Annotated in this window: 20 protein-coding genes and 1 pseudogene; 12 read left to right on the top strand and 9 right to left on the bottom strand. The window is 68.3% G+C overall.

Annotated features, from left to right (window positions below):
- Positions 1–436 precede the first annotated feature (436 nt).
- From MLGJGCBP_RS00865 to MLGJGCBP_RS00850, 4 genes are all read left to right on the top strand, one after another.
- Complete coding sequence (locus MLGJGCBP_RS00865; protein ID WP_007297980.1) at positions 437–1,132, top strand: response regulator transcription factor; 696 nt, start codon at positions 437–439, stop codon at positions 1,130–1,132.
- A gap of 73 nt (positions 1,133–1,205) precedes the next feature.
- Positions 1,206–1,670: a MarR family winged helix-turn-helix transcriptional regulator gene (locus tag MLGJGCBP_RS00860; RefSeq protein ID WP_012686944.1), complete on the top strand. Its 465-nt coding sequence runs from the start codon at positions 1,206–1,208 to the stop codon at positions 1,668–1,670.
- A 103-nt stretch (positions 1,671–1,773) separates the two neighbouring features.
- Positions 1,774–5,652, top strand: a complete 3,879-nt coding sequence (locus MLGJGCBP_RS00855) for a Pls/PosA family non-ribosomal peptide synthetase (RefSeq protein WP_007297982.1) — start codon at positions 1,774–1,776, stop codon at positions 5,650–5,652.
- Positions 5,653–5,866: 214 nt separating this feature from the next.
- Entirely contained in the window at positions 5,867–6,094 is a 228-nt protein-coding gene (locus tag MLGJGCBP_RS00850) for a hypothetical protein (protein WP_236580855.1), read from the top strand.
- A 24-nt stretch (positions 6,095–6,118) separates the two neighbouring features.
- Here the strand turns inward: MLGJGCBP_RS00850 and MLGJGCBP_RS00845 are convergent, their stop codons facing one another.
- Positions 6,119–6,322, bottom strand: coding sequence for a three-helix bundle dimerization domain-containing protein (locus tag MLGJGCBP_RS00845; RefSeq protein ID WP_007297984.1), 204 nt, complete (start codon positions 6,320–6,322; stop codon positions 6,119–6,121).
- 232 nt (positions 6,323–6,554) lie between these two features.
- On the opposite strand from MLGJGCBP_RS00845, the gene MLGJGCBP_RS00840 reads away from it, so the two are divergent.
- Positions 6,555–7,022, top strand: a complete 468-nt coding sequence (locus MLGJGCBP_RS00840; RefSeq protein WP_007297985.1) for a SixA phosphatase family protein — start codon at positions 6,555–6,557, stop codon at positions 7,020–7,022.
- 22 nt (positions 7,023–7,044) lie between these two features.
- Here the strand turns inward: MLGJGCBP_RS00840 and MLGJGCBP_RS00835 are convergent, their stop codons facing one another.
- Positions 7,045–7,248 carry a hypothetical protein gene (locus MLGJGCBP_RS00835; RefSeq protein ID WP_012686946.1) on the bottom strand — a complete coding sequence of 68 codons (204 nt, stop codon included), beginning with the start codon at positions 7,246–7,248 and terminating at the stop codon, positions 7,045–7,047.
- 134 nt (positions 7,249–7,382) lie between these two features.
- Between MLGJGCBP_RS00835 and phoU the strand changes: the two genes are divergently transcribed.
- Together phoU and MLGJGCBP_RS00825 are read left to right on the top strand one after the other, a co-directional pair.
- Positions 7,383–8,030 carry a phosphate signaling complex protein PhoU gene (gene phoU / locus MLGJGCBP_RS00830; RefSeq protein WP_007297987.1) on the top strand — a complete coding sequence of 216 codons (648 nt, stop codon included), beginning with the start codon at positions 7,383–7,385 and terminating at the stop codon, positions 8,028–8,030.
- 92 nt (positions 8,031–8,122) lie between these two features.
- Complete coding sequence (locus MLGJGCBP_RS00825) at positions 8,123–8,443, top strand: DUF3349 domain-containing protein (protein ID WP_007297988.1); 321 nt, start codon at positions 8,123–8,125, stop codon at positions 8,441–8,443.
- Between the two features lie 310 nt (positions 8,444–8,753).
- On the opposite strand, the gene MLGJGCBP_RS00820 is transcribed toward MLGJGCBP_RS00825, so the two are convergent.
- From MLGJGCBP_RS00820 to MLGJGCBP_RS00790, 7 genes are all read right to left on the bottom strand, one after another.
- On the bottom strand, positions 8,754–9,911 hold the full coding sequence (locus MLGJGCBP_RS00820) for a helicase associated domain-containing protein (protein ID WP_007297989.1): 1,158 nt from the start codon (positions 9,909–9,911) through the stop codon (positions 8,754–8,756).
- Positions 9,908–10,648: a winged helix-turn-helix transcriptional regulator gene (locus MLGJGCBP_RS00815; protein WP_007297990.1), complete on the bottom strand. Its 741-nt coding sequence runs from the start codon at positions 10,646–10,648 to the stop codon at positions 9,908–9,910. The genes MLGJGCBP_RS00820 and MLGJGCBP_RS00815 overlap by 4 nt, the downstream gene beginning before the upstream one ends.
- A 120-nt stretch (positions 10,649–10,768) precedes the next feature.
- The gene (gene pstB / locus MLGJGCBP_RS00810; RefSeq protein WP_012686948.1) at positions 10,769–11,539 is read right to left on the bottom strand and encodes a phosphate ABC transporter ATP-binding protein PstB; all 771 of its coding nucleotides are present in this window, start codon (positions 11,537–11,539) and stop codon (positions 10,769–10,771) included.
- 160 nt (positions 11,540–11,699) lie between these two features.
- Complete coding sequence (pstA, locus tag MLGJGCBP_RS00805) at positions 11,700–12,611, bottom strand: phosphate ABC transporter permease PstA (RefSeq protein ID WP_007297992.1); 912 nt, start codon at positions 12,609–12,611, stop codon at positions 11,700–11,702.
- Positions 12,611–13,591 (bottom strand): phosphate ABC transporter permease subunit PstC, encoded by a 981-nt coding sequence (pstC, locus tag MLGJGCBP_RS00800; protein ID WP_007297993.1) that lies wholly within the window; start codon positions 13,589–13,591, stop codon positions 12,611–12,613. Before pstC ends, pstA begins: the two co-directional genes overlap by 1 nt.
- A gap of 1 nt (position 13,592) precedes the next feature.
- Positions 13,593–14,561 (bottom strand): PstS family phosphate ABC transporter substrate-binding protein, encoded by a 969-nt coding sequence (locus tag MLGJGCBP_RS00795; protein WP_007297994.1) that lies wholly within the window; start codon positions 14,559–14,561, stop codon positions 13,593–13,595.
- A gap of 421 nt (positions 14,562–14,982) precedes the next feature.
- Positions 14,983–15,231: a hypothetical protein gene (locus MLGJGCBP_RS00790; protein WP_012686949.1), complete on the bottom strand. Its 249-nt coding sequence runs from the start codon at positions 15,229–15,231 to the stop codon at positions 14,983–14,985.
- Positions 15,232–15,550: 319 nt separating this feature from the next.
- On the opposite strand from MLGJGCBP_RS00790, the pseudogene MLGJGCBP_RS00785 reads away from it, so the two are divergent.
- From MLGJGCBP_RS00785 to MLGJGCBP_RS51255, 5 genes and pseudogenes are all read left to right on the top strand, one after another.
- Positions 15,551–16,619 (top strand): annotated as a pseudogene (locus tag MLGJGCBP_RS00785) (potassium channel family protein).
- A 177-nt stretch (positions 16,620–16,796) separates the two neighbouring features.
- Positions 16,797–17,969, top strand: coding sequence for a tyrosine-type recombinase/integrase (locus tag MLGJGCBP_RS00780; protein ID WP_012686951.1), 1,173 nt, complete (start codon positions 16,797–16,799; stop codon positions 17,967–17,969).
- Positions 17,966–18,868: a hypothetical protein gene (locus MLGJGCBP_RS50265; protein ID WP_012686952.1), complete on the top strand. Its 903-nt coding sequence runs from the start codon at positions 17,966–17,968 to the stop codon at positions 18,866–18,868. The genes MLGJGCBP_RS00780 and MLGJGCBP_RS50265 overlap by 4 nt, the downstream gene beginning before the upstream one ends.
- Positions 18,865–19,152 carry a hypothetical protein gene (locus tag MLGJGCBP_RS00770; RefSeq protein WP_012686953.1) on the top strand — a complete coding sequence of 96 codons (288 nt, stop codon included), beginning with the start codon at positions 18,865–18,867 and terminating at the stop codon, positions 19,150–19,152. The genes MLGJGCBP_RS50265 and MLGJGCBP_RS00770 overlap by 4 nt, the downstream gene beginning before the upstream one ends.
- Positions 19,149–19,353 (top strand): hypothetical protein (locus tag MLGJGCBP_RS51255; protein WP_442972072.1); only part of this gene is annotated, 205 nt, incomplete at its 3' end. The genes MLGJGCBP_RS00770 and MLGJGCBP_RS51255, both read left to right, overlap by 4 nt.

Raw genomic sequence — 19,353 nt, 5'->3', positions numbered from 1 at the left:
GTCTGATGGCGATATACCCATGGAAGAGAGCGTGCCCGCACGGATTGAACACGCGGTGAACACCGTGGTCGGCTCTGGTTTTCACCCGTTGATCCGGCAAACGGCGCCGGCATGCGGACCGAGCCTGGCCGGACCGGGGTCGGTCTCCGGCCACGCGTCGGGTGCCGATTCCACGATGACCCCAACTGCCTGGGTCGGAGCGGCCCGACCCGCCGTAAAGGCTGCGGCCGGGCGCCGACACGACGCTGCGAGCTGCCCTGTCGGCGCCCGGGGCTGATGCGCAACACACGGGTGGGGAGCGAATGCCCAGGATCCATGCGATCGTATCGGCGAAACGAGGTGGCGGCGCTGATGTATCCGCCGAAGCCTGCACGTCCTGGGAAGCCTGCACGTCCTGGACGGAAAACAGGCGACTCGAGGCAACCCAAGGATCCGTGTGAACCCATTCAGCATCCCGGCCGCAGCCCCTGCGTGCGTGGTGCTCGTCCATGCTGATGTGAAACAACGCCTCGTCGACCGCATTCGAACCGCCGGTGTCCGCGCTCTCGATGTGGCCGTCCTCGACCTACGACCGCAACGACGTCAAGCACCTGACGCCGTCCGAACTCTGCGGGCTACCCGATTCGAGGGGGCGGTCGTCGTGATCGATCAGCGTCGGTCCAGCCAGGAGCGGATCGCCGCTCTCGAGGCGGGCGCCGATGACGTCCTGGACGTGCAGATGGGCGAGGAGGAACTCGTTGCACGGATTCGCGCGGTACTGCGCCGCGCACAATCCAGACCGCAACCGACGCCGAATGCGCAGGTCCTGTCCTTGAACTGGGGGTGTAAAACCGTCGAACACCACGGGCTGCGCAGGACCCTCACCCAGACGGAATTCAACCTCATGGTCGTGCTGACCATCAATGCCGGCCGCATTGTTCTGCGCCGGCATCTCCTCCTGATCGTGTGGGGCGTCGCGAGTGACTCGAGGGCGAAGAAGGTCCTCAACACCTATATTTTCTCGCTCCGCCGGAAGTTGGCGTCGATCGGGGCGCCCCACGCAGTCCAGACGATCCGCGGCGTGGGTTTCTCCCTGCACGGTGCGGCCTCAACGACCGAACGTAGTCCCGCCGAAACCCCCTCTTCTTCCTGACCAGGTCGGCGAGGTCACCATTAGTGGGGATTCTCTACGATCGTGAATCCCCATGACTGTTAGGGTGGGGTTCATGCCTGCATCCACGACGCCGCCGGAGAGCCTGCTGCGGAACCCCACCTTCGTGATCGCGGAGCTGCATCGGGTGGGGCGTGAGGACCTCGAGGGCGTGCTGGCGGCCGAGGGGCTGAGCCTTCGGACCCATTGGATCCTCTGCTGTCTGGAAGAGCCGGGTGAGCTGTCCCAGAAGCAGGTCGCCGAGGTTCTGGGCGTCGATCGCAGCGACATGGTGCGACTGCTCGACGACCTCGAGGAACGCGGGTTCGTGGCACGTGCCAAGAACGCCAAGGATCGGCGCAAGCATGTGCTGTCGTTGACGAAGTCCGGCCGGCAGGTGCGGGAGCGGAGCGAGGAGTTGACCCGGAAGGCGTTCGATCAGCTCTACGGCAATCTCTCGGCGAAGGAACGCCAGAGCTTGCAGCGTCTGGTCCTGAAGGCGCTGGGCCTACCGAAGAAGTACGCCGACCCACCCACTTAGCCGGCACAGCCCCCGGTTTCCACGGTGTCTATTGCACCGTTCTCATGCCGGCCCCGCGAATTCCTTCGCGCAGGCCGGGGCCGTTCCAAAAGGAGCCCGCACATTGTCTGCCCCCACGCGTCTCGACCCGTTCACCGCCGGTGACCTCGCACCCGCGCAGCGGACCCTCATCGACATCCTCACCGACACCGCAGGACACCACCCGGACGCGCCCGCGATCGACGACGGTGAAGTCGCGCTGAGCTACGGCGAACTGATCGAACGGATCACCGCGGGCGCCCGCGACCTGGCCGCCCGCGGTGTCCAGCCGGGTGACCGGGTCGGCATCCGGATGCCATCGGGCTCGCGGGAGCTGTACCTGGCGATCCTGTCCGTTCTCGCCGCCGGCGCCGCGTACGTCCCGGTCGACGCGGACGACCCACCGGAGCGGGCCGAGCTGGTGTTCGGCGAGTCCGCCGTGACGGCGGTCGTCACCGCCGACGGCATCGACACCGCGACCGGTATTCAGCTTTCTGACCTCGGTGCGGTGGAGTTCCAGGCGCCGGAGCCGTCGGACGACGCGTGGATCATCTTCACCTCCGGGTCCACCGGCACCCCGAAAGGGGTGGCCGTCACGCACCGAAATGCCGCGGCCTTCGTGGACGCCGAGGCGAGGCTGTTCGTGCGCGACGCCCCGCTCGGGCCCGGCGACCGGGTGCTGGCAGGACTGTCGGTGGCGTTCGACGCATCGTGTGAAGAGATGTGGCTGGCGTGGCGGCACGGCGCCTGCCTGGTCCCGGCGCCCCGCTCGCTGGTGCGCACCGGCATGGATCTCGGCCCGTGGCTGGTCTCGCGGGCGATCACCGTCGTCTCCACGGTCCCGACGCTGGCCGCGCTGTGGCCGCCGGAGGCGCTCGACTCCGTCCGGTTACTGATATTCGGGGGCGAGGCCTGCCCGCCCGAGCTGGCACAGCGGCTGGCCGTCGACGGACGGGAGGTGTGGAACACCTACGGGCCCACCGAAGCCACCGTGGTCGCCTGCGCCGCACGGATGACCGGGACCGGCCCGGTGCGCATCGGGCTGCCTCTCGACGGGTGGGACCTCGCCGTCGTCGGCGCGGGCGGCCGTCCCGTCGCCGAGGGAGAAATTGGGGAGCTCGTGATCGGCGGGGTCGGTCTGGCCCGCTACCTGGACCCGGCCAAGGACGCCGAGAAGTACGCGCCGATGCCCTCGCTCGGCTGGGACCGCGCCTACCGCAGCGGGGATCTGGTGCGACTGGACCGCGCGGGACTGGTGTTTCAGGGGCGCGCCGATGATCAGGTCAAGCTGGGTGGGCGGCGCATCGAACTCGGCGAGGTCGATGCCGCACTGCAGGCACTCCCCGGAGTTGCCGGGGCGGCGGCCGCGGTGCGCAGCACCGAATCCGGCACCGCGCTGCTGATCGGCTATCTCGCCGCACCACCAGAGTTCGACCTGAATCAGGCCCGGACACACCTCGCGGAACGGCTCCCGGCCGCGCTCGTGCCCCGGCTTACCCGGGTCGACGAGTTACCCACCCGCACCTCCGGCAAGGTCGACCGGAATGCACTGCCGTGGCCGCTGCCCGGAACGGAGACACCGGACGCGCAGGAGCTGGGTCTGGGCGGAACCGCGGGATGGATCGCCGGGCTCTGGACCCGGATCCTCGGCGCCGCGGTCGGCGGCGCCGATGATGACTTCTTCGCGATCGGTGGGGGCTCGTTGAGCGCGGCGCAGCTGGTCAGTGCCCTTCGCGAACGCTTCCCCGAGGTGACCGTCGCGCAGCTCTACGATCACCCGCGTCTCGGTTCGCTCGCAGAATTCCTCGACGAACTCGCACCCACCGTTGCCGCCACACCGCGTGTCGTCGCCCCGACGCCGCGGCGCATCCAGTGGGCGCAGATCGCCGCGACCGTGCCGCTGACCACCCTGACCGGGCTGCAGTGGGTCACCTGGCTGGCGGTCGCGAACAACATCCTGGCCTGGTTCGTGTCGGTCAGCTGGGCGCCGACATTGTCGTGGTGGCCGGTGCTGGTGATGTTCGCCCTGTTCATCACCCCGGTCGGTCGGATGGTGATCGCCGCGACTGGTGCCAGGGTGCTGCTGCGCACGCTGCGACCGGGCACTTACCCGCGCGGCGGGTCCGAACACCTCCGTATCTGGGTTGCCGAGCGGCTGATCGAGGCGAGTGGGGCGGCGAACCTGTCCGGCGCCACGTGGATGGTGTACTTCGCGCGGGCGCTCGGCGCGAACATCGGGCGGCGGGTGGACCTGCACACCCTGCCTCCGGTCACCGGGATGATCGAACTCGGTGAGGGCTGCTCGATCGAACCCGAGACGGATCTGTCCGGGTACTGGATCGACGGCGACGTCATCCACGTCGGATCGATCCACATCGGGGCGGGGGCTTCGGTCGGTGCCCGCTCGACCCTGTTTCCCGGCGCCCGCATCGGGGCGCACGCGGAGGTGGCACCGGGGTCCGCGGTCACCGGGAAAGTCACGGCAGGTCAGCGGTGGGCGGGCTCGCCGGCGGTCAAGGTCGGCAAGGCGGTGCACCCGTGGCCGGAGGACCGGCCGCCCCGGTCCTCCCGGTGGGTGCCCATCTACGGCCTGACCTCCCTCGCGGTCGCGGCGATGCCACTGCTCGCGCTGGCCGCGGGTCTGGTGCTGCTCGGGTGGTGGATCCGTGACGCCGACGACCTCGGCGCGGCCGCCCTCAAGGCGCTGCCGATGCTGCCGGCCGCGACCGTCCTCACCCTGGTCGTGTTCGCGGGCATGACCGTCGTCGCGGTCCGCCTGCTCGGGCTCGGTCTGCGCGGCGGCTATCACCCGGTGCGCAGCCGGATCGGCTGGCAGGCATGGTCCACCGAACGGCTGATGGACTCAGCCCGCACCTTCCTGTTCCCGCTGTACGCCAGCCTGCTGACCCCGCTCTGGTTGCGGCTGCTCGGCGCCAAGGTCGGCAAGAACACCGAAATCTCCACGGCACTGGTCCTCCCGAAGTACACCACCGTCGCGGACGGTGCGTTCCTCGCCGACGACACCATGGTCGGCAGCTACGAACTCGGCGGCGGCTGGCTGCGCATCGAGCCCGCCAAGATCGGCAAACGCGCATTTCTCGGCAACTCCGGCATGACCGGCCCCGGGCGCACCGTGCCGAAGAACGGTCTGGTCGCGGTGCTCTCGGCCACCCCGGACAAGAAGGGCAAATCCGGTTCGTCCTGGCTGGGTAGCCCACCGGTCCGGTTGCGCCGTTCGGCCACCGAGGCCGCGGCCTCGCGCACCTTCGATCCCCCGACCCGCCTGCGGGTCGCCCGGGCGATCATCGAAACCTGCCGGCTGATCCCGATGATCGTCACGTTCGGGATCGGGCTCGGTGTTCTGGTCGCTCTCGAGGCGTTCGCCGGCAGCCTTGGTTTCGTGTGGGCAGCACTGCTGTCCGGGCTCGTTCTCCTCGTTGCGGGTGCCGTTGCCGGCGCCGTCGCGGCGGCCGCCAAGTGGATCGTCGTGGGCCGCATCGGCGTCGTCGAGCACCCGTTGTGGAGCTCGTTCGTCTGGCGCAACGAGGTGTCCGACGCCTTCGTCGAAACGGTCGCCGCACCCTGGTTCGCCCGCGCCGCCACCGGTACCGCCGTGCTGAACCTGTGGCTGCGGGCGATGGGCGCGTCAATCGGGCGCGGCGTCTGGTGCGAGACGTACTGGCTGCCCGAGGCGGACCTGGTCACCCTCGGTGACGGTGCGACCGTGAGCCGCGGCTGCGTCGTGCAGACCCACCTGTTCCACGACCGAATCATGAGCATGGACACCGTCACCCTCGGCGCCGGCGCCACCCTCGGCCCGCACAGCGTGGCACTGCCCGCCTCGGCCATCGGCCCCGGCGCCACCGTCGGGCCGGCGTCTCTGGTGATGCGTGGGGACCGCGTGCCCGACTCGACCCGCTGGCAGGGCAACCCCATCGCACCCCGGCCCGAACACGGCCGATAAGCATCGGCGTCGACCGGGCTGCGCCAATTCACTACTCGCGCGTAACCACGCATCGGCCCGTATGCTCGGCCACGTCGCGGGGCTGCGGCGATGGCCTGAAAGGCTGCGGAACCGATGACACCCTGCGACATCACCGAGCGGAACGGGAAGACGCATGTCGATGAACCCTGATCCCAAGAGTGGGCGACGGCGACGGTTTTCGGTCGGAACACGGGTGCGAACCCCTCACTCACTCGATCCGCAGATCCCTGAAGAACAGTGGCCCCTCGCAGCGGGAGTGATCATCGAGGACTTTACCGGCTCGGGTGGCCTCAGCCCGAAGGCCTACGCGCGGGATTGGGCCTTCTCCCGGCGGTGGGCCATCGCCCTCGACGACGGCAATCTGATCTTCCGCGACAGCGAAGACCTCGACGATGAAGACCCCGACACCGAAGCCACCTGACCTGCGGGGGCTGCGCCAATACGCCTACGACGACACCAGCCCCTGGATCCTCTCGCGGGCAGCCCGTTCGACGAGCAGGGGAACGAAGTCGCGCACCTTCCCGTTCACGAAATGCGCATGCGCGGAGCGCACGACCTCCTCGATGCTCTCCCGGGCGATGTCCGGGTAACGCGTATCGAGGCGATCGATGACTCGTTCGATGTGGAGCAGCTCTTCATCGTTCGTCATTGGGCAATCCTCCGCCCGGGTCAGCGGTGGCGGCAATGCCCGGATCGACGACACCCGTTCTCTGGTCCGGGCGAGCGCCTGCCGCGCTCGATCGGGTCCGAGGGCGAGACACACAAGCGCTACTGCCGGCGAATCTGCGGCGAACGACCACCACAGATGCGACTCTTCAACGACGATCACCGGTACCGGCCGACGACCGAAGCCGTGTCGCTGCCGGTGGGAAGGTGCGGGAATGTTCGTCCTGGTCCGTCACGCCCACGCGGGCGACAAGACAGGGTGGCCCGGCCGTGATGCCGACCGCCCGCTGAGCACCCTCGGGTATTGGCAGGCCCGCGGCCTCGTCGCCGCGCTGAACGGCATCGACATCCGGGCCCTGTTCGCCAGTCCCGCCACCCGCTGCCATCAGACCCTGCTGCCGCTCGCCGCGGCGCGCGGGCTGCGCATCGACGATCACCCGCTGCTGACCGTGGGCGCACCGCCCGACGAACTGCTCGCGGTGCTGGAGGCGCCGGAGGCCGACGGGGCGGTCTTCTGTACCCATGGTGAGGTCCTCGATGCCCTGGCCGAGTTCGGGCGGGCGCAAGGATCGACGGGTGTGCCCCCGGCGGCGGCGACCGCGAAGGGCGGGGCCTGGATCGTCGACCGCGGCGCCGGTCCGGCCCCGACACTGCGCTACCTCGCGCCTACCCCCACCTGCTGACCGAGTTAGTGCACCGCTGTGTCTAGTCGGCCAGTGGGGCGGCGTCCACGCGGGCCTGCCGGGCCGCCTGCAGCTCCAAGCCGTACCGCAGACCGAAGGTGAAACCGTTCTCCCCGGGTGTCCGTCCCGGCGCGGGCACCGAGTCCCGCGGGATGTCGGCGACGACGCTGTCCCGGTGCTCGCCGCGATGTCCGCCCATGCACCGCCACGCGCTTGAATCCGTCATCGCCCGGTCACCGACCGGCCAACCCCCGCTCAGCCGGTCAATGCGGGGAGATTCTCCCGGAATTGGGTATTCATCATCGAGGACGATGATTGATACGGACGAGCAGTACGAGCGGCAGGAGGAGCTACGGGAACATGCGGCAACATTTCTCTGGGCAGCTCGAGAACATGAGAACGGATCTCACCGATCTGTGTTCGTTGACCGAAACCGCGATCGATCACGCAACACGGGCACTGCTCGATACCGACCTGGGTGCGTCGGAAGCATGCGCCGACGTCGATACCGAGATCGGTTACCGGGCCCAGGAGATCGATCACCGGGCCCTGACACTGATAGCCCTTCAGGCGCCGGTCGCGCAGGATCTGCGCGCTCTGATCAGCGGCATCCACAACATCGCCGATCTGCGGCGGATGGGCAGCCTAGCGGCGCATGTCGCCGAGGTGGCGAGGTTGCACTTCCCCGCCCCGGTCGTCCCCGGTGAGCTTCGGGGTGTCATCTCGGAGATGGGTGTGGCAGCGAAGGCGCAGGCTGCGGCGGCCACCGAGGTACTGCGTGACCGCGACTGCGAGCGGGCGTTGGAACTGATCAGGGCAGATGATCGGACCGATGCTCTGCTTCGCGAGTTGTTCGCGGTCACCAAGAGTGACGACTGGCCGTACGGGGCGGCATCGGCGGTGAACATCACGCTGCTGGGGCGCTTTTACGAACGCTTCTGTGATCACACCGTGGAGATCGGTCGTAACGTCATTTTCGTGGTGACGGGAGACTTTCCCGTGGCGTGATCGGGTGTGCCGTCACACCTCATGCTCGCCGCTGCGGCCGGCCATCTCGTCGACCGTTGTGCGCGGCAGCTCGAGCAGGGGATGATCCGCTCATGCGGGTGGTGGTCTGGCTCAGGTCGTTCGTGGGGTGGCTGCGTGCCGGCTACCCGCAGACGGGCGACCCACACGGCTACATCCCGTTGGTGGCCCTCTGCGGGGCCGCGTTGACCGACGAGCAGGTCGAGCAGGTCGCGGTGATGGTCGACAAGATCGGTGCCGGCCCGGTCGAGGACGTCGACATCAGAGTCGCGATCACCAACCTCTCCCATGAGATGCCTACGGACAGCGAACTGCGGCGGGTGCGCGATCGGCTGACCGCTCGCCGAGTACGACCGGCCACGGGTGAGGACTTGCCACCCCCGAGTCTGCGGTGACGGGACGGTCGGCGGGGCCTGCCCCGCCGGGCTATGGCTCTTGACCTGGTCCAACGTGTTCCCCTGGGTTCCCTCGTTGGTGGTTCGTTCACCCGAAACCCGCCTTCTCCTCGCCTTCGGCTCTTCCGGTTATCCGATCACTCTCCCGAGGAGGATTGTCGGTGGTTTGAAAGCGGCTCTCGCGGTTCGTCCCAACACGACGGCCGGCGTCGCGCCGGTCGATCACCTGCACGTGCGCCGACGACCGCTTTCACACGGTGCCGAACACCGCTGCGGGTTCGCGGAGCCGTCGACAAACACCGCGCGGTGCTCAGTGCTGCGGGTGTCTGCGCCCTGCCCACACCCAGCCCGGCAGTGCCTCGAGCGAGGCGACGCGGTCGGCGCCCAGGTGGCCGCGGGCATGCCGGCGACGCTGATTGGCGACCCATTTGCCGACCGCATCACCGTTGACGGTTTCTCGATGCGCCGGACTGGCGTGCCCGTGCGCGGCGGCGTAGGCGGTCAGTGCGGTGAAACCTTGCCGCCACCGCTCGTCGGCGGGGTTCCACTGCCACCCGGGCAGCGCCTCGAGCTCGGTGACGCGGTCGGGCGCGAGCTTTCCGGCGCGGTACTCGCGCCGCCGCCGGGCCACCCACATACCCAGCCGGAACTGGCCCACCGTGTACCGCTGGCTGGGCGCGGCGTGCCCGTGCGTGTCGATGAACCGGCGCAGCTCGGACAGCCCGGCGAGCCAGCTTTCGTCGACGCGGCTCCAGCGCCACCCGGGTAGCTGCTCGAGCGCGGCGATCCGCTCCGGGGCGAGGGCGCCGGCGTGGAAGTCCTGCCGGCAGCGCCCAATCCAGGTGCCGAGGGGAAACCCCTCACTCTGCGCGGAGCGTGGAACGTCCGCCGACCCGTGCACCCGGACATGGTCGCGGAGCGTGTGCAGGCCCTGCGTCCAGCGATACATCTCGGGGTCCCATTGCCAGTGGGGCAGCGTGTCGAGGGCCGCGACCCGCGGTGGGGCCAGCGTGCCGGCGGCATGCTCCTCGCGTTGGGTGCGCGCCCATTCGGCGAGCGCGACGCCGTCGACCAGGGCGGTTTCGGGCACCACCGCGGTGCGGTGGGCCTCGAGGAAACGGCGCAAGGCCAGGAAACCGGACCGCCAGCTCTTCGGCCGAGCCGGTCCCCAGGTCCACCCGGGCAGTGCCTCGAGGATGCGGATGCGGTCCGGGCTGAGGGTGCCGTGCCAGTACACGTCCCGGATCCGCCGCACCCACCGGCCGAGGTCGATTCCGGTGGCGCGGGTGGGGGCCGGCGGGGCGGCGTTCCCACACCGTTCGACGTAGCGGCGAAGGGCCGCGAACCCGGCGTTCCAGGATTCGTCACCGGCGCCGCCCGCACGACCGGTCGGTGGTTGTTCACTGCGGACGCCGGTGGCGGAGGGGTTGTCTCGGCCATTCTTCCTACCGTCGTGGTCTGCCGTCATTCGCACAGAGAGGGCGCCAACCGGTACCCCACTCCACGGATTGTTCTGATGATGTGCCCGTGATCGGGATCTGCTCCGAGCTTGGTGCGCAGTCTCCGGATGTGGACGGCGACGGTGTTGGTGTCGGTGGCGCGACCCCACACCGCCCTGCTGATCTGGTCGGCGCTGGCAACCCGGCCGCGTTGTTCGATCAGATAGCTCAGCAGCTCGAATTCGCGGCGCGTCAGCAGGACTTCCACGTCGCGGACATGCACCTCGAAACCGGAGGCGTCGACGCGGATGGGGCCGGCGACCAGTGCCGTTCGAGGCGGTGGCGCGGGTGGGTGCTGCATGAACTGCCGGATATCGGTGAAATCGTACGGTCGCACCGTCGTGGCGGTGGCCCCGGCCGCGATCGCCTGCCGGGTGAGGGTCTCGTTCCCGGGCTGTGCACCGACCAGGATGGGCACATCCGAGTGCCCGCGTACCGTCGCGATCACCTGGACGGCGCTGACACCGCCCACCATCTCGGGTGCGACCACGAGGACGGCGGGAAGATTCGCGCCGACCGCCAGTAGCGCGGCGGCGCCGTCGGTGCACCACTGAGTCCGGACGCCGGCGCCGTCGGCCGAGTCGATCAGTGCGGCGGCGATGACCGGGTCGGGTTCGGCGAGCAGGACCCGGCCGTCCCGCGAGGTGGAGGCCCGCCGGTCGGTGAGTGTCACGACCTCGTCCACCCGCCGTGCGTCGATGCTCACCGAGAAGCCCCCTCCCACATTTCGGCCGGCACGCAGGCGATGCCGGCCTCCTCGTCCGCCTCTCCATGACGCGGTGACCTCCAGGCGGCGGTCAACGCACCAGGTCTGGACACGGTCGTCTCAGCCGAACCGGCCGCTGATGTAGGCCTCGGTCCGCGGGTCGGCCGGCGCGGAGAAGATCTTCTCGGTGATGTCGAACTCGACCAGCTTGCCCTCCCGATTGCCGTGCTCGTCGGCCTCGGCGGTGAAGAACGCGGTGCGATGCGACACCCGGGCGGCCTGCTGCATGTTGTGCGTGACGATGATGATGGTGAACTTTTCGGACAGCTCGTCGATCAGGTCTTCGATCTTCGCCGTGGCGATGGGATCGAGGGCCGAGCACGGTTCGTCCATCAAGATGACCTCGGGTTCGGTGGCGATCGCGCGGGCGATGCACAGGCGCTGCTGCTGACCGCCGGACAGGCCGGTCGCGTCCTGCTTGAGCTTGTCCTTGACCTCGTCCCACACGGCGGCGGCACGCAGCGCCCTCTCGACGACCTCGTCCATGCTGTGGGTCTTCATGCCGGTCACGCGCGGCCCGTAGGCGACGTTGTCGTAGATCGACTTCGGGAACGGGTTCGGCTTCTGGAACACCATGCCGACCCGGCGGCGCAACTCGATCACATCGACCGCGGCGTCGTTGATGTCGATGTCGCGGTAGGTGACCGTGCCGTGCACCTTCGCGCCGGGAATGAGGTCGTTCATCCGGTTCAGGCACCGCAACACGGTCGACTTCCCGCACCCGGAGGGGCCGATCAGCGCGGTGACCTCGTTGGCGGCGAACGATAGGTTCACCTCACCGATCGCGCGGAGGCCGCTGTAGCTGACCCCGAGGCCATCGGTGGCCATCATGGCGTAGGACCTGCCGCCCTTCGGTGCCCGGGGGGCGTGGTGGTGGGCGATTCGCTTGAGCAGCTGCTCGTCCTGCGCATCGAGGACGGGCGTCGACTCTTCTTCGGTACTCATGGCTGCATGCCTCGTTCGTGTCATGAAACTCGGGTCCTCCCCGGGGTCACCAGCGCCGCTGGAAACGGTTGCGCATCCAGATCGCGAGGCCGTTCATCGCGAGCAGGATGACCATCAACAGTAAAATTGTGGCCCACGCCAGCTGCTGATTCGCCTCCTCGGGCAACTTCACCAGGTTGAAGATCTGCACCGGCAGCACCGTGTACCGATCCAGGAAGCCCTCGGGATTGACGGTGACGAACACCGTCGCCCCGACCAGCAGCAGCGGGGCGGCCTCCCCGATCGCCCGGGACAGGGCCAGGATCGTGCCGGTGGCGATACCGGAGATCGCGGACGGCAAGACCTGCTTCCAGGTGGTCTGCCACAGGGTGGCGCCCAACGCCAGGGAGGCGTCCCGGATGTCCCGCGGCACCGAGCGCAGCGCCTCGCGGGTGGTGATGATGATCACCGGCAGGATGAGCAGGGCCAGGGCCACCGAGCCGGCCAGCACCACCGGGCCCAGCGAGATCGGACCGCGCACCACGAACGCCAACGTCAGGATGCCGTAGATGATCGTCGGCACCGCGACCAGGTTCTGAATGTTGAGTTCGATCAGCCGATTCCACCACTTGGTGCTGTCCGCGTACTCCTCGAGATAGACCGCGCCGGCGATACCGATCGGGATGGCCAAGATGATGGTGCCGAGCATCACCCACAGGGTGCCGAAGATCGCCGACTGCACACCGGAGGTTTCCGGGTGCAGCCGGGACGGCTGCTGGGAGATCAGGTTCCAGTCGAAGCGGGCCAGTCCCTCGACGATGATGACCGCCAGCACCGCGAACAGGAACAGGCACGAGAGCGCCAGGCACACCCACAGGATCCCGGCGAATACCGCCGAACGGGTGCGGTTGCGCCGCTTGCCCGTGACGAGAACCTTCCCGAGATCGACGGGAGTCTTCTTCACCGACGTCGTGGTCATCAGTAGGCCTGCCGGTATCTGCGCACCAGGGTGATGCTGACCATGTTGATCAGCAGCGTGAGGAAGAACAGCAGCGCACCGACCGCGAACAGCGAGTAGTACACCGGGCTGCCCTGCGGGGCGTCACCGCTGGCGACCTGCGCGATGAACCCGGTCATGGTCTGCGCACCCACCAGCGGGTTGAGGGTGAACTGCGGTTGGCTACCGGCGGCGATGGCGACGATCATCGTCTCACCGACCGCCCGGGACAGGCCCAGCACGATCGCGGCCACGATCCCGGACAGCGCGGCGGGGAACACCACCCGCACCGTGGTCTGCATCCGGTTCGCGCCCAGCGCGTAGGAGCCCTCACGCATCGCGTGCGGCACCGCCGACATGGCATCCTCCGACAGGGACGCCACCGTCGGGACGATCATGAAGCCCATCACGATGCCGGGCGAGAGGTTGTTGAAGATCTGCGCGCCCACCCAGTCCTGCAGCAGCGGGGTGACCATGGTCAGCGCGAAGACGCCGTAGACCACGGTCGGCACCCCGGCCAGGATCTCCAGGATCGGTTTGACGACCCGGCGGATCCGCTCGTCGGCGTACTCCGCCAGGTAGGTGGCGGCACCGAGGCCGAGCGGCACCGCGACGAGCAGGGCGATGATCGTGGTGCTCAGGGTGCCGGCGACCAGCGGCAGCACACCCCATTCCTTGTCGGTCCAACTCGTCTTGCTGCCGAACCCGGCCGTCCAGGTGGTGCCGGTCAGGAACTCCCAGATGGTCACGTTCTGGAAGAACGTGAACAGCGGGGCGATCAGGGCCACCACGATCGCCGCGGTGATGACCACCGACAGAAACGCCGAACCGGCGAGAAGGACCTTGATGATCCGCTCGCCGATGCGGTTGCTCTGCGCGCTGAGGTCGACCGGTAATCCGACCGGCGGCAGCCCCCCCGAGCGTGCGCCCGGGGAGCCCGCCGTGATCGGGCCGGAACTCACTTTAGTTGCCGGCCTTCGCATTCAGCGCGTCGAGCTCGGCCTGCGCAACCTGCAGCTGCGCGGGGGTGAGCGGAATGAACTTCGCCGCCTCCACGATCTCCTGGTTGGACCCGAGGTAGAAGTCGGCGAAGGCGACGACCTGCGGCTTCTTCAGGGCGGCGTCGGAGACGTAGATGAACAGCTCACGCGAGAGCGGCTTGTAGGTGCCGTCCTGCGCGGTTTGGGTCGAGGGCGCAATGCAACCGCCGCCGCTGTCGATCTTGACGCCCTTGACCTTGTCCGCGTTGGCCTCCAGGTAGGAGTAGCCGAAGTAGCCGAGCGCACCCTTGGTGGCGGACACCCCCTGGACGGTGATGTTGTCGTCCTCGGTCGGGTTGTAATCGGTGCGGCTTTCGCCCTCCGTCCCGTTGACGGCCTGGGTGAAGTAGTCGAAGGTGCCCGAGTCCGAGCCGGCGCCGAACAGCTGCAGCGGCTCGTCCGGGAACGACGGATCGACCTGGTTCCAGTTGTTGACGGTCGACCCCGGCGCCCAGATCTTGTTGAGCTGCGCCACGGTGAGGCAGTCGGTCCAGGTGTTGTCGTTGTTGACCACGACGCTCAGCGCGTCGTTGGCGACGACGAGCGGGCTGTACTGGATGTTGTTCGACTGGCAGACGGCGATCTCGCTGTCCTTGATCGGCCGGGACGCATCCGAGATGTCGGTCTCACCGGCACAGAACTTTTCGAACCCACCGCCGGTGCCGGAGGTGCCGACGGTGACGTTGGCATCGGGGTGCTCGCCCATGAACAGCTCGGCGGCGGCGGAGGACAGTGGTTCGACGGTGCTGGATCCGTCGATCACGACCGGCCCGGAGATGGATTCTCCCTCGCCGCCGCCCGTGCTGTCGTTGCCACCGCACGCGGCCAGGGTCAACCCGGCCGCCACCGCCACAGCCGCGACGCGGGTCCGCTGGAAGTGGAGGATGGTCACAGAGGTGCCTCCTGCATACGTTCCGACGCAGCGTCGGAATCGGTGTGCCCACGATCGTGGGACCCCTCTATCGAAGCCCCCCAATCTGAACGGCAGATGAACAAGACATGGCAGCGGCCAAAGGATCGGGCGTGGCCCGTGGATGACGAGCCGACCGCCGAACCAACGAATCCCGCACATCGGGAAGCGACCACGCGAGAAGAAATCGGGGTCCGCACCAAGGGTCGGCGCAGGGACCGGCCGACCCGGGCAACCGAAACCTCAGGCGCTGCGGCGTTCTCGCAACAGGGGTCGCGCCACCACGCGCCGAAGGCTTGGGACCGCATGTGAAGACACGGAGGCTGGCGGGGCCCTCTCCCTGGCTTGACCGTTTCACCTGCAGGTGACTACTCAGCCGGTCAGGCCTGGCCTCCGGCGCGGATCACCGTGTGCCGGGATCGGCGGTGAGGTCTTCGGTGTCGGCGAAGACCAGTCGCCCGTCGTCGAGGGCAACCGCCCACCGGTGCACCGGCGCCCAGTGGTGGCCGCGTTCCGCGGAGTCGGTCAGTTCGGCGTAGTCCTCGACAATCTCCCCAGTCGTGGTCGCCTCGGACTGCCTGCGTACCAGCAGCCGGGCGCCCACAGTCAACACAGCAGGGGGTGCCGCTTTCCTCACGCTCTTCTCGGACATTCGTCTCAACCTTCCGTTCGGCGGCCGACCGGAGCGTAAGCATGACCCCTCCGCGTCCGCTGAAGTGACCTGTTTGACGATCCCGCGGTCGCGTTAGACGACTACAAGCTGCTGGCGGGCCTGCTCGTCGGCGCCGCCTCCCACAGGCCGGGTTCGACGCCGCGGGCAACTTCGCTCGACTGCGGGGCTGTCGACCGGCTCACCTGAACGGATCGGACGTTTGGCGTCGGCACAGTGGTATCGGGTGGTACCCGCCCCACTGGCTGTCTGCGCGTAGGCTCCGCCCCGAGACCGGCGACGAGAACGAGGTGGCGAGGCGATGCCCGGTAGGTTGCGCGCCCGGTTCAGCCGGGTCCGACGTGCTCACCGAACGCCCCGACTTCGCGCTGGTCGGTATCCTGCGGGTGCCGCAGCTGCACGGCAGTCCCGGGCGGGCCATCACCCGGCGGATCGGGTACGCGCTCGCCGCGTTGGCGGTGGTGGTGCTGATCGTGTATCTCGGCCGCGTCGGCTACCGCGACGTGCAGGAGAATCCGCTCTCGCTGCTGGATTGCGTGTATTACGCGACGGTGTCGCTCTCGACCACCGGGTACGGGGACATCACCCCGATCACCGCGCAGGCGCGGCTGGTCAACATCCTGATCGTCACCCCGTTGCGGATCTTCTTCCTCATCGTGCTGGTCGGCACCACCCTCGCGGCGCTGACCGAGAACTCCCGCCAGAGCTACAAGATTCAGCGGTGGCGTCGCCGCACCCGCCATCACGCCGTCGTCGTCGGCTATGGCACCAAGGGCCGCGCCGCCGTCGCCGCGATGCTCGGTGACGGGGCCGACCCCTCGAACATCGTGGTCGTCGATACCGATCCGGCGGTGCTCGAGACGGCAACCGGGCAGGGGTTGGTGACCGTGCACGGGTCGGCGACCCGATCGGACGTCCTGCGACTGGCCGGGGCGCAGCATGCGTCGTCGATTGTCGTGGCCACCAGCCGCGACGACACCGCGGTGCTGGTGACGCTCACCGCGCGCGAACTCGCACCGGAGGTGAAGATCGTCGCCTCGGTCCGGGAGGCCGGGAACGTGCACCTGCTGCGCCGGTCCGGCGCCGACACCGTGGTCGTCTCCTCCGAGACCGCCGGCCGGCTCCTCGGCGCCGCCACCACCACCCCGAACGTGGTGGACATCATCGAGGACCTGCTCACCCCGGAGACCGGATTCGCGATCGCCGAACGCGCCGTCGAACCCGGCGAGGTCGGCGATTCACCGCGGCAGCTGCCCGACATCGTCCTCGGTGTGGTGCGCGACGGACAGTTGCTGCGCAGCGGAACACCCGAGGTGGACTCAATCGAAGCCGATGACAGGCTGCTCTACATCCGGCAGATAACGGATTGATCGAGCGGAGATACCGCAACCAGCCTTCGCTCGCCGTCCCATTTCCTTGGTTCCCTCGGGGTCCGATCACTTGTCGCGCACTGTGGCACTAGCTGATCACTTGCTTGGTGGACAACGGGTTCTCTCCGCGTGTCGGTCAGGTGGTCGTCGTTGTGGCGGCCATGATTGACAAGGGAGATGACGACGATGCGAGCTTTTCCGGTGCAGATGCCCTCTGGAACGCGGTACTGGACGGTGATCGACGAGGACCTGCTGGTCATGTCGGTGGCGGATGCATATCTGCGGTATGTGAGGTTCGGGCGTGATGGGGCCGAGTCCACGACCAAGTCGTATGCGGGCGCTGTCGCGTTGTATCTGTCGTGGTGCGCGGCCACGGGGCAGGACTGGCAGGCCGCGGCGGGGAAGATGCCGTCGTTCGTGCTGTGGCTTCGCCACTCCCCGTCGCAGCCAGGAGGGGCAACGGCCGGCGGGGTGGGCACGATCGTGGTGCGTGGACCGAGGCGGATCAACTGCGTGCTCGCGGGGGTGCGGGGGTTCCTGGCCTTCGCGGTGGATCACGGCGACGCTCCGAGAGGAGTGCTTGGTCAACTGTACGAGCTTGCCGATAGCCAGGACCTGCCGGCGGAGGCGCGCGGCGAGGACGGCGCCTGGAGGCTGCGGATGAGGGCCCGGCACCGGGTTCCGATTGTCAGGCAACGGCCCGGCCGGGCCAGCGATGACGACGTCCTCCTGCTGTTGCGGGCGTGTCGATCGGCGCGTGACCGGCTGCTGATGCTGCTGCTCGCGCTGGCAGGTCTGCGTCGCGGCGAGGTGGTTGGACTGCGGCGCGAGGACGTCCACTTCCTGCTCGACTCATCGGCTTTGGGCTGCAGCTTCCCCGGATCGCACCTGCACGTGGTGCGGCGACAGAACATCAATGGCGCGTGGGCGAAGTCGCGGCACTCGCGGATCGTCCCGGTGGATTCCCTTGTGGTGCAGGCCCACGACCAGTATGTCGCCGAGCGGGCCACGAAGGCCGGGGCGTGGGAGAGCGACTTCGTGTTCGTGAACCTGTTCCGTGCGCCAATCGGCGCGCCGATGACTCCCGGTGCGGTCAATGCACTGCTGGCCGCGGCCTCCCGCCGCGCGGGTCTGGATCGGGCGGTGCACCCCCATGCGCTGCGGCATGGGTTCGCCAGCAACGTCCTCGATGCCGGCGGGAGCATCGACGAGGTCCAAGAGCTCCTCGGGCATGCCTCGATCAGTTCGAGCCAGGTGTATGTCCACCCCGCACCGGAGCGGTTGCGGGCGGCGGTCGAGCGGGTAGGCCGAGCCGTCGGCCGCGGCGGCACCGAGGACGTGACAAGGTGAGCGCGTTGCCGGCTGGTGCGCTGGCCGCCTCGACACACGAGGACGAACTGGAAGCCGAACAGGCCAAGGACATCTGGGCGATGTCCGTGTTTGGCCATCGCGGACGGTTGGACTTCACCGCGATCAGCCAACCCTGGCTGCGCGAAGGTACGAAGCGGTGGGCGATACAAGACCTGATACGCCGTCGAGGCGACGGAGTCACCACAGTGCTGAGAGCTCACGTCGCGGCCTTGACCGGGCTCTCGGAGAGCCTGCGCATCCATCGCAGCGACCACGGCCTGATCATCGGCGCGCTCGGCCGCCACGACATCGAGATGTTCCTGCAGCGACTCGCCCACCTGGAGCACTGCGACAAGATCAGCGCCTTGTCCCGATCCCTGGGCTGCCGGAAGGTCCATCACGCGCTACGCCAAATGCGACTACTCGGCCTGACCCGGGCCGGCGAGCCACTCGGCGGGCTGCCCGACGACTTCGCGCTCCGCCGCGAGGACGTTCCCCGGCGCCCGGACCGGCCGGCCCCACACCGGGCGTTGCCGCCCGAGATCCTCGCCCAGCTCTGCGATGCCCGCGCGTTGCCGGCTGGTGCGCTGGCCGCCTCGACACACGAGGACGAACTGGAAGCCGAACAGGCCAAGGACATCTGGGCGATGTCCGTGTTTGGCCATCGCGGACGGTTGGACTTCACCGCGATCAGCCAACCCTGGCTGCGCGAAGGTACGAAGCGGCCGGTTGAGGCGGGTCATCAGCGTCACGTCCTCGGTGCCGCCAAGTCTCGGTGCCCTACGGCACCTGCCGCGAACCCTCGAACGTCCAAGCTGGGGGTGGCGCCTGCCCATTCCGGTTCCGCTGCGTCGGCTGCGACCACTTCCACACCGATCCCTCCCATCTGCCCGAGTTGAAGGCATACCTGCATGACCTACTCCGAGACCGCGAACGCGTACTGGCCACCGCCGATCTCGAAAACTGGGCCAGGACAGAAGCTTTGCCCTCAGAAGAGGAAATCCGACGGGTCAAAGACCTCGTGCACCGAGTCGAAGAACATCTCGAACAGCTCACCCCCGCCGAACAAGCCGACATCGCCACGGCCATCTCGGCAGTGCGACGCACCCGCCAGGTGACCGGCCTGGGCATGCCCAGCATCAACCGCCAGCCCGATCTCGGCAAGCCACTGGAGAGACCGTGAACACCAACGCCATCGCCGCCGCCCGGCAGGCCCACAGCACCAGATGCCGACAACGCGTCCTCGCCGCGCTCGAGCAGGCTGCGCATTTGGGTGACGAGATCACCGTCTCCGCGATCGCCCGCCTCGCCCTATTGACTGAACTAATACGAAAGTCTTCCCAGTTCAACGGGCATGTAACGGCTTCTTGCATTACTGTCTCCG

Source organism: Rhodococcus sp. T7 (assembly GCF_009872365.1).
Lineage (GTDB): Bacteria > Actinomycetota > Actinomycetes > Mycobacteriales > Mycobacteriaceae > Rhodococcus_F.
Note: the sequence above shows the minus strand (reverse complement) of the source record. Positions and strands in the feature narration are given on the sequence as shown.